This is a genomic window from Actinomycetospora sp. 2LY8.5 (assembly GCF_057180585.1).
In genome coordinates this window covers 18,457-28,054 of the sequence record NZ_JBXUHE010000064.1, presented here as the reverse complement: position 1 = coordinate 28,054, position 9,598 = coordinate 18,457, and the positions used below count along the sequence as shown (strand labels likewise).

Genomic DNA, 9,598 nt, shown 5'->3' with positions numbered 1-9,598 from the left:
GGGAACGGGATCGGGGCGGGCCAGAACGCCTTGGCGGCCAGGTGCACCAGCAGCATGGAGTCCTTGCCGCCGGAGAAGAGGATCACGGGGCGGTCGAACTCGCCCGCGACCTCGCGGATGACGTGGACAGCCTCGGACTCGAAGCTATTAACTTGCCGTGTGTGTTCCCAACCTAATCGTGTGGTCATCGTCAGACTCCCGGTCGGCGACGGCGCCATCGCTACACCAATCTAGAGGCTTATGGACGGAGAGACCCGAGGCGCTTCGGTCAATGACGGCCGCACCAACATCGCCGCTCTGGAGTCATTTGATCGACAAGCAACAAGCGCTTCGCACTTCGCCCTATTTCCTTACCGAGGAGGCTCTCTGCTTCAACACTACTCGAGGGGGGCCACCGCACTTCCAACCAATATGCCCTGTCAACCTGGACCTGAGCGGCTTCCGGCGACGTACCACCGTCTACCGGCAGGCCACCCACGGTTGTGGCGCCGGCGTTGGGCACCTCGCGCCGGCTCATGGAGCCGCGGATGACGACGAGGAATCCGTCCGCTACACCAGCCAGTACCCAACCGGCTCGCTACGACGAAGGCGCCCACGAGACTCTACCGCTTCGCTCTTATGAATCAGGAGCACGCCGACGGCACGGCGCCTCCCGCACCCCGCGACCGAGCCCGCAGCGGACCACCACGCGTCCCTTGAGTATCACCGTTTCGCCTATCACTTCCGAGCAAGTATGCAAGTGGCTACCGGATAGTCTGGATGACGGGCTTCCAGCTCATACGGAGAGAGCTCCTCGGCCGAGATCCCTATAAGGGATGCGATAGTCGTCAGCGGGTTTCCGTACTGATAAAGCCGAACCTCTGACCATCCTACGAACATCTCCCGCATAGCGGCAGGCAGGGGCCGCCAATAATCCTCCGGTGCGCGGTGGAGACGCTGCGCGCCGGGCACCATGCAGAACGCCATCCCGCCCCGCCTCAACCAATGGTAGATGTTGTCGATGATCTGCCACGGTTGTGGCGTGTGCTCTAGAACGTTAAACGCGATCACCGCGTCCCACGAACTCGCGGGTGTTATACAAGAATCCGTAGCGTCACCCGTCAGCGAAACGCCCGGCCTTTCCCTCAGGTCCACACTTTGATACGTAGCGGCACGGTCGAACCCATAAGTGTCTCGGTTGCTCTCGTTACCACCGATTTCGAGTACGTCTCCGACCACATGGCCGCGAATAACCCTTATGAATTCATTCAAGTAGTACCGATCGATCGGAGTTCCCCTGCTGAAGCCGAACGCGGGACACACCGGGTTTAGACTCCGCAGGTGTCCCCACGCGAGAGCTCCCGGCGCCGGCGCCGCGAAGCCTCTCCGCACCATCTGTTCGAGCACGTCGCTGAAGTCGGGTCTTACACCACCGACATGCGCAAGCCCATGCTGCATACCGGTACAACGCAGCACCTGGCGTGTTGCCCTGCTCATCTCCGTCAGATCGGCAATCGGGTTATCCTGGTGGTCGAAGGCAAGGAGCGAATCGCGGTGCACCAGAAATGAACAGTCCGGATAATTCCTATGCAGCTCTTCCAGCGCAACCTCTACATCCGCCGGGAGCGGCGATTCGCAGAGCGAAACGAATTCCGCTTCTACACACGTTACATCATGCTCATGCAGCATTATCTCGCTAGCTAGCAACATCTCCAAGGTCAACGGTGGAGCTGCTTGCTCGTGCGCCCCTCCTATCGCCCGAGGGAATATACCTTCCGGCTGCACTGACACCGCCATCACCGACGCAACGGAGCTAATTCCAGTACTCAATTCCGCTTCCCCAAACTCGTTACCTGAACACTCGACCACGCGACCAAGACTTAACAGAGTGCGGCAAGCTCACGCACGAGAGCAGATTCGAGTTTGCGCGCCGATTCCCGCGTGAAGTCAGCGGCGGGCAGGTAGTACTTCACACTCGTCCGTCCATTGACCGTGTGAATACCGTAAACGGGGTAGCTAAAGGCCCGGTCGGGCGGCCGGGTTAGATATACGTCGGTGACTTTCACCGCAGGGTCCGCCACGGGCGGGGTGATGTCGCCGATGTTGGTTACGATCGCAAGCGCAGCACTTTCGGCCGGCGGGTTTCCGCCCCACATTCGACTGCGAGACTCAGTCAGGTTTAGCAGATCATGCTGGGGCTCTTGCCGTGCCAGTGCTGCGTCGAATTCGCTCTTGAACTCACGCGCAACGCTCAACGACGCGCTACTGGACGCGACCTGGAGTACAGTGTGATGCAGGATGCTGAAGTTTGTTAGCTCCGTCGCGCCGATCGGGGGGTCAACCCGCCCCCGGAGATCAACCGCCGAACTGCAGATCATGCGCACTCTTCCGGCGCGCTGAGCGAGGAGAGCGCGTTGGACCGCAAGCACGACACCGCAGAGGCATGCGTGCACGCTCAGATCGTGGGCTCGCGCGGTCCCGTGCAGCCGCGCGGACCGCACCTCGGACAGAAGGACTCGGCCCGGAATCGCCTTGTGCACATCCAGACGTCTTCTGAAGCTCGGCTGAGCGGGTTCCCCCGACACAGTTGCGCCCGCGGACCAGCGCCGGAGGCGCTGCTGCAACACCTTCGACGGTGCCTCCGGCAGAGAGCTGGCGGTCCGCACGAAGATCGCCTTCCGGGCCGTCAGCTGGCCATAGAGCTGCCATAGCCGATTATTTAGCGCAACCTTGTTCCGGCCGTCGGCTATAACGTGGTCGGTGAAGAACGCGACCGCAAAGCGCTCCCCATCACGAGCGAGCACGAGCCGCGACAGCAACCGCCCTGAGTCCCAGCTCCTATAGACTTCGGGGAAATCGCCCCACTTCGCCATCCTGTAATACTCGAACCTAGCCGTGGCGAGCTCGGGCACACACATCAGGACCCCGCCGCCGTCCCACGCGATCCGGCCGCGCAGCAACGGGTACTCCGCCGTCAGCAGTTCGAACGCCTGCCGGAGCCCGTCCTCGTCAATTCGGCCGTAGCCCTCAATGACCAACCCGTTCACCAACCCGCCGGCACGCCCGCCCAGATTGGCCATCTCCAAGGTATCGAGATAGCGGCTCAGCATCAGCTACCACGAACCTTCCGCATCACGATGGCGAGCAGTCGAGCCCGACCGTAAGGGACAGCCGGCCAGCTGACCAAGGCGCCCATTTTCGCCTAGTTCAGCAAGTGCATCGTCCGAGCCCAATCGGGCGCCGCCACGCTATACGGACCCAGACCCAAACGCACCCGGAGCAACGCGGTACTCCGTCTTGGTCCATGCGAGAAGCCGTATCTCCTCGTCGAGAAAGTAGCGCGCCGCGGCGAAACCCACCTCGCTGGTCACCGGCCGCGCGATCGACCAGGATGGATAGTCACTCAGACCAGACGCGGTAAGCCACGTGGCAGTGACTTGCCGATAAGTCTTTGAAGGAAACGACCCGACTGGTGCAGGGGGCTGGTTAAGTCCATGACGTTAACAATGTCGCCGGGCGGCGGGTGGCATGTCACAGCAAAGCAGGTTGTCAAGTACGCTGTCCGTCCGGTACACAATGCGTTGGACGGCACGTTTGCGATACCGAATCCTGACAGTGGTGAATGTGACGTTCTAGGCCGGTCTCCAGGAGGTTCATCGCGCCGTCTCGTCGTCGTCGACCGCGAGGTCATGCACCAGTACGGTGAACGGATAGTTGGGTTCCTCAACCGGCACGGCATCGACCACCGCCTGCTTGTCCTGCCCGGCGGCGAGGGAAGCAAGACCATGGAGGCGGTATTTCGAGTGTGCCGAGAGTTGGACGATTTCGGCATCGTCCGGCGCAGCGAGCCGGTCATCGTCTTTAGCGGCGGCGTACTTAATGATGTGGTTGGAATGGCGACCAGCATTTACCGCCGGGGCATCGAGCGAATTGGGTACGGAACGACGCTGGTGGCACTAGTCGACGCCACCGTGGGGGCCAAGACCGGATGCGATCATAATGGCTACAAGAACCGGCTGGGCACTTACCGGCCGGCCAAGCTGGTCGTGGCAGACCGTACGTTCCTCGCTAGCCAGGAACGCCGCCGTCTCTCAGACGGTATGGCTGAGATACTCAAACTCGGTATCGTATGCGAGAAGCGCCTTTTCGAGCTCGTCGAAACCTCGGGCCGGCTGGTGCTTGACGCCCGGTTCCAGCCGACTACGCCCGAGGCGGACGCAGCCGCTGCAGACATCATCAAGGACACCATCGAGGTGATGTTGACAGAACTCCACGAGAACCTGTGGGAGGACCAGCTCGCCAGGGCGACCTACTTTGGCCACACCTGGTCACCGAAGGTGGAGATGGAGGCATTGCGGCGAAACCGTCCGCGTCGCGGCCGGTTACTGCACGGCGAGGCGGTCACTTTGGACATGCTGCTGAGCGCGTCGATCGCCTGCGCAAGAGGACTCATTTCAGAAAGTGAGCTCGACCGGGTGGTCGCTGTCGTCGATCAGTTGGACCTTCCCGTCTGGGACCCCCTCCTAGACGAGCCTGCGGTGCTCGCGGCCGGTCTCAAGGATACGATTCGGCACCGGGACGGACAGCAGCTGATCCCGTTACCGGAGTCGATCGGCAACGTGACCTACGCCAACGACATCACCCCAACAGAAGTGAGCGCCGCAGTCGCCTGGATGCACTCGTTGCGGGGCGGCGGGCGACGGAGATCACCCCAGACCTAGTACGAGGAAGAGACCCCTCATGGCTGACCTGGACCACCGCTTTGTCAACCCGCCCTACCTGCGGCTCACCGACCGCCGGAAGACCTCCGCTGGTACGGTCTTCGTCTGGCACCTCCGCGTCGCACAGCCTAACGTGTCCCACGTCGCGACCGATACTGCCCATTCCCTCGAACATTTGCTCGGCGACTATCTCTACAGCGTGTCTGAGGACATCATCACGGTTGCCCCAATGGGCTGCCAGACCGGTTTCTACATCACCACGAGCATCGATGACTACGACGAACTGGCGGCGCTTCTGAGTGGCGTCCTAAAACGCATGCTTGAAGCCGACAGTGTGCCGCACGCCGATTCGGTGCACTGTGGACGGGCGGTCAACCATTCGCTCAACGGCGCTCGAATCACTGCGGCCTGGTTGCTCGGCCACCGGGACGAGTGGGCCGACCCAGGTTCGGACACAGCTGAGGTGTGATCCTGAGTTAAGGTGTGGTCTCCGTGAAGTATCGGCCGCTCGGCATGACTGGATTGTACTGTTCTGTGGTATCGCTCGGTACCGCCTCGCTAGGCGACATGTTCGGTGCGGTCGACGAAGATGCCGGTATCAGAACGGTTCGCCGCGCCTTCGAACTAGGCGTCACTTTCTTCGACACCTCTCCGTACTATGGAGACGGGCTTTCCGAAAAGCGGCTTGGCCGGGCACTGGCCGGCCATCGAAACGAGGTGCTGATCGGCACGAAGTGCGGTAGGTTCGGTGTCCACGATTTTGACTTCCGGCCCACCCGGATACGCAAGAGCGTCGAAACCAGCCTGCGGGCGCTGGATACAGACTATGTGGACCTCCTCCAGCTGCACGACGTCGAGTTTGCCGAACTCGATCATGTCTTCGACGATGCTTATGCAGAGGCATTGAAGCTTCGGGACGAGGGAAAATGCCGCTTCGTGGGTATGACCGGGTATCCAATGCACACGCTTCGTCGTGCCGTCTCGGAGACAAGCCCAGACGTTGTTCTTTCCTACGCACATTGCACATTGCTCAACACCCGGTTGACAGTCGAGCTATTGCCACTGTGCAACGAGCGCGGGACTGGCCTGATCAATGCCGCCCCGCTTGCAGTTGGCCTGCTCACTCCGACGGGAACCCGGTTGCGGGAGCATTCTGCTGGCCAGGCACTAAGGGCTGCGGCTTCGCGGGTTGCGTTGCACTGCGCTGAGCGTGGCGTCGACGTCGCTTTTCTGGCGAACCAGTTCTCTATTCAACGCAGTGGCTGCCCTACAACTGTCATCGGCACGGCCTGGTCTAGCCATGTGGAAAGCGCGGTCCGGGCAGCGAGCACTCCCCTAGACGAGCATGTCCTTACCGAGGTGCTGTCGCTGACCGCCGACGTTCGCGACACCTCGTGGTCGAGCGGCCTTCCCGAGAACAACTGAGTTGCTAGGGCCACCCGTAAACCGGGGCGCGCAACGGGCGAAGCCCCGGTAGTACTACGGCCGGACCTGGCGGAGGTTGGTGCGGCGTGTCTCCTTCGTTGTGAGCGCCGGATGGAGAGCTTTCTGATGGGTGAGCGACGATGTCGGCGTGGCCGAGGTGGCGGTGTCGACGATCAGCGAGTTCCCCTGGGCTGCGACCAAGTTCTTCCCAGGGCCCAGCCCACGAGTGATATTGGGCTCGCGGTCGCCGGGGTCGGGTCGGGTTAGTCGTGGGCGCCGGGGGGCGCGGTGAGCGTGCGGGATGGATGACGGCGTCCAAGGCGTGCTGAGAGTCGAGGCCGACGTTGAGGCCGTAGGCGCCCTGTATGGCGGTGATCCCGTCAAGCAGCTGGGGGTCGAGGCCGCCTAGGTCGGTCAGGTGCAAGGACCCGGCGGTGTCGAAGCAGCGCGTCGAGAGTATGAGCCTGCGGGTGCACGTCCCGCGCTACCGCTGCTCCCGCGCCGGCTGCGGCCCGCGAGGTGTTCGCCGCGGTCATCAGCACGGTGGCCCGGCCGCGGGGTGGACCACCACCCGGCCCTCCGCCGGGTACGTCCTGCGCCGTCTCGCGGTCGACCGGATGACGGTGGCGGCGATCGACCCTGAGCTGGGGCGCTCGCGGGACACCGTCAACGGCATCGCAGTGGCCGCCGCCCGAACCCTCTCGTCGCCGGCGACACCACCCGGCTCGACGGGGTCCGCGTGATCGGGGTGGACCGAGCACCGGTGGGGCCCACACCCGCCACGCCGCCGGAGACGGGTTCGTCATCGTGATCGTCGACCTCACCGACGTCGTGACCAGTCACCGCCCGGCGCGGCTACTCGACCTGGTGCCCGGACGCTCCGCCTCCGCCCTGTCGGAGATCCGGAAGAGCTCATTCAGTAGGTCGCAGGCTCACTTCTCCAATCGGCGGATGTGCTTTTCCGCCAGGCCGCGATCTCCTGTAGCGATCTGCAGGAAAGGCAAGCGGGCACTCCAGCCTGCCCGCCACCCGGACAACACCAAACAGGATCGAAGTCAGTACGAAGAGTTTCGCTGGCCACCTCGTGCACACCACCGCGGGGTGTTCGTCGAGTTTAGAGGGCCAAACACATGAACATGGACTGTCGCGATTCGGGACCTTGGCGTCAACCTGATGTATCATCCCGGCCAGTTCCGCCAGCGGATCGCTCAAAGCAGCGGGCACGCCTCTTTCAGCTCAAGCCCGGTGGGCGGAGAACGATCAGCCGCTTCTGCCAAAGTCCGAAAATCTCTGCGCCGACGCCACGGTCGCTCAGTACCTCCGCTCCAACCAGTTCCCGTAGGATGTCCCCGTCGCCCGCATCGAGCAGTAGCGAGTACATCCGGGTCGAGATGTCTTGGCGTGAACCACCGGCGTAGTTCGCGTAAACCTCGTACCGCGCCGCTGAATCACCTAGGGAAAGGACCGAGCAGACCCGGGTAGTGGGCACTGAGTTCAGCGCGAGATCACCGAGACTACTCGGCTCGTCGCCCACGCGGCGAACTAAGAAATCCTCGATGACAAGGTAGTCTAGCTCGGTAGTGAGAAAGGTCGTCAGTGCCTCCTCGACGCTCTGCACGATGGGTTCGAAGCGATTGTTAAAGGAGGTATTAAGTAGCACTGGGGTGCCCGTCATCTGGCCGAACCGTCCGACGAGCTGGTGGAACCGCTCGTGTACCTCCCCATCGACAACCTGTACTCGAGCCGTCCCATCGACATGCGTCACGGCGCCCAGGTGCTCCCGTTGGTCCGTACGCACGGGCAAAACGAATGACATGAACTCGTAGTTCGCTACCGCCTCCGGCAGCTCGAAATAAGTGGCTGCGGCCTCACGAGTCACCACAGGAGCGAACGGCCGAAACCCCTCGCGCTGTTTAATCATGGCATTGATTCGGTCCCGGTTCTCTGCCGGCCGGGCGTCGGCGAGGATGCTGCGGTTGCCGAGTGCACGCGGGCCGTATTCGGAGCGGCCCGCAGCCCAGCCAAGCACGGCTCCATCCTTGAGTAGCTGGGCGGCCACCTCGACGATATCCTCGCTCCGCTCATAGCAAACCAGCGAACGCCATCGATCCAAGCTTGTGACGATCTCTTGATTGGACCCGAGGGAGGGCCCCAGGTCGGCCGAGACAAGGCGTCTCCGCGGCAGGGTAGCTGCCCTAAGCCCGCCGCCTACGGCGAGCGCGGCGCCTTCGCCAGTTCCGCCGTCGTGGGCCGCCGGGGGAATGAAGACTTGGTCGAAGAGCCCAGATCGGAGGATCACGCCGTTGAGGGTACTATTATGCGCAACACCGCCGGAAAAGCAGAGGCGGCGGAGGCCGGTCAGTCTGGACCAGTGTGCTAGAACGTGGAGCGAGATCTTTTCGAGTGTCTCCTGCAGCGCGGCCGCGAAGTCGCAGTGGACGTCAGTGAAGGGCTCCCCGGTGCGACGCGGCCGCACGCCCTCTTCTTCGAAAAACGTGCGCTCGACAGCGTTTCCCGTCAGGATGCCCGAATCCTGTATATGCAGACTGTATCGACCATCCTCGGCCAGCGAGTATAACTTTGAAAAGGTCTTGCGGAACCTGGAAGGATTCCCGTATGGCGCCAGACCCATCACCTTGTACTCGTCGCCTACGTGGTAACCGAGCAGGCAAGTGGATAGGTAATAGAGCAACCCGAGCGAATCCGCGGACGAATATGTACACAATTCGTCGAGGTCATTCTTGTGTGCGTGGAAGATCGTCCCAGATATATATTCGCCCATCCCGTCCATGACGATTGCTAGCGCCTCGTCCATGCCTGATCCGGCGACAGCAGGTAGAGCATGGGAGACGTGATGCGGTACGTATTGCAGCTGCTCGTCGGGGATACTCCAGCCAAGTGCCTCTAGCAGTCGCTCCTTGATGAGCTCCCGCGAATAGCGCCTGTCCGTCTGCGGACTGGCCAGATATTGATGGTTCAGAGCCCGGTCGATAAACTGCTCCGGCAGGTAATATCCGACAGCGTCGATGTCGTGATGAGAGACGCCCGCGTGCGCCAGACACCAGCGGATCGCGTGCACCGGGAACTTGGTGGTCTTCTTGATTCGGTTCAGGCGCTCTTCCTCGACCACGGCCAGTACCTCGCCGTCCCGCACGAGGCAGGCTGAGGAGTCGTGGCAGAAGTTCGCAGGCATGCCTGGCACGATGTCCGACCTTTCGGACGAAAAATTGCCGCTGATCCCCAGGGTTAGCATCGGCTGACTCCGGTCCGTCCAGTAGTGGTGAAGCTTGCGGGTCGGGGTGGGCACCTCGTGAACCGAGAGTTACCAGCAGAACCCCTCGGCCCGCAATGGACCTCCTTTCGCCACCCCGCCGGATAGGACGGGAAGGCAGCAGATGCGCCCTTGTCGATGGATTAGCGACACCTTGTCGGTGGATTGCGACACGGTGATAGCGGCCTGCGGTAACGGGCGC

Annotated in this window: 8 protein-coding genes and 1 pseudogene; 5 read left to right on the top strand and 4 right to left on the bottom strand. The window is 62.3% G+C overall.

Translation table 11 applies throughout. From position 1 onward, the window contains the following. The 3 genes from AC2A1K_RS33620 to AC2A1K_RS33610 form a co-directional block, all read right to left on the bottom strand. On the bottom strand, positions 1 to 188 hold a 188-nt coding region (locus AC2A1K_RS33620; protein ID WP_483900705.1), incomplete at its 3' end, for a phosphoadenosine phosphosulfate reductase domain-containing protein. A 529-nt stretch (positions 189 to 717) separates the two neighbouring features. Then, complete coding sequence (locus AC2A1K_RS33615) at positions 718 to 1,701, bottom strand: class I SAM-dependent methyltransferase (protein WP_483900704.1); 984 nt, start codon at positions 1,699 to 1,701, stop codon at positions 718 to 720. 158 nt (positions 1,702 to 1,859) lie between these two features. After that, positions 1,860 to 3,089: a phthiocerol/phthiodiolone dimycocerosyl transferase family protein gene (locus AC2A1K_RS33610; protein WP_483900703.1), complete on the bottom strand. Its 1,230-nt coding sequence runs from the start codon at positions 3,087 to 3,089 to the stop codon at positions 1,860 to 1,862. A gap of 579 nt (positions 3,090 to 3,668) precedes the next feature. Between AC2A1K_RS33610 and AC2A1K_RS33605 the strand changes: the two genes are divergently transcribed. The 5 genes and pseudogenes from AC2A1K_RS33605 to AC2A1K_RS33585 all read left to right on the top strand — a co-directional run. After that, positions 3,669 to 4,700 (top strand): 3-dehydroquinate synthase family protein, encoded by a 1,032-nt coding sequence (locus tag AC2A1K_RS33605; protein ID WP_483900702.1) that lies wholly within the window; start codon positions 3,669 to 3,671, stop codon positions 4,698 to 4,700. Positions 4,701 to 4,719: 19 nt separating this feature from the next. Continuing rightward, positions 4,720 to 5,169 carry an S-ribosylhomocysteine lyase gene (locus tag AC2A1K_RS33600; RefSeq protein ID WP_483900701.1) on the top strand — a complete coding sequence of 150 codons (450 nt, stop codon included), beginning with the start codon at positions 4,720 to 4,722 and terminating at the stop codon, positions 5,167 to 5,169. A 23-nt stretch (positions 5,170 to 5,192) separates the two neighbouring features. Beyond that, positions 5,193 to 6,125, top strand: coding sequence for an aldo/keto reductase (locus AC2A1K_RS33595; RefSeq protein WP_483900700.1), 933 nt, complete (start codon positions 5,193 to 5,195; stop codon positions 6,123 to 6,125). 434 nt (positions 6,126 to 6,559) lie between these two features. Then, positions 6,560 to 6,868, top strand: coding sequence for a hypothetical protein (locus AC2A1K_RS33590; RefSeq protein ID WP_483900699.1), 309 nt, complete (start codon positions 6,560 to 6,562; stop codon positions 6,866 to 6,868). After that, positions 6,838 to 7,019, top strand: a pseudogene (locus AC2A1K_RS33585) (ISL3 family transposase); the annotation flags it as partial. The gene AC2A1K_RS33590 and the pseudogene AC2A1K_RS33585, both read left to right, overlap by 31 nt. 337 nt (positions 7,020 to 7,356) lie before the next feature. On the opposite strand, the gene AC2A1K_RS33580 reads toward AC2A1K_RS33585, so the two are convergent. After that, a complete protein-coding gene (locus tag AC2A1K_RS33580) occupies positions 7,357 to 9,318 on the bottom strand; it encodes a carbamoyltransferase family protein (protein WP_483900698.1) in 1,962 nt (653 codons plus the stop codon). Positions 9,319 to 9,598 lie beyond the last annotated feature (280 nt).

What these genes read in the sequence shown, in the direction of transcription:
- AC2A1K_RS33600 (WP_483900701.1), top strand. Translation starts at nt 4,720, where the DNA reads ATGGCTGACCTGGACCACCGCTTTGTCAACCCGCCCTACCTGCGGCTC.
- AC2A1K_RS33605 (WP_483900702.1), top strand. Translation starts at nt 3,669, where the DNA reads ATGCACCAGTACGGTGAACGGATAGTTGGGTTCCTCAACCGGCACGGC.
- AC2A1K_RS33610 (WP_483900703.1), bottom strand. Translation starts at nt 3,089, where the DNA reads ATGCTGAGCCGCTATCTCGATACCTTGGAGATGGCCAATCTGGGCGGG.
- AC2A1K_RS33580 (WP_483900698.1), bottom strand. Translation starts at nt 9,318, where the DNA reads ATGCCTGCGAACTTCTGCCACGACTCCTCAGCCTGCCTCGTGCGGGAC.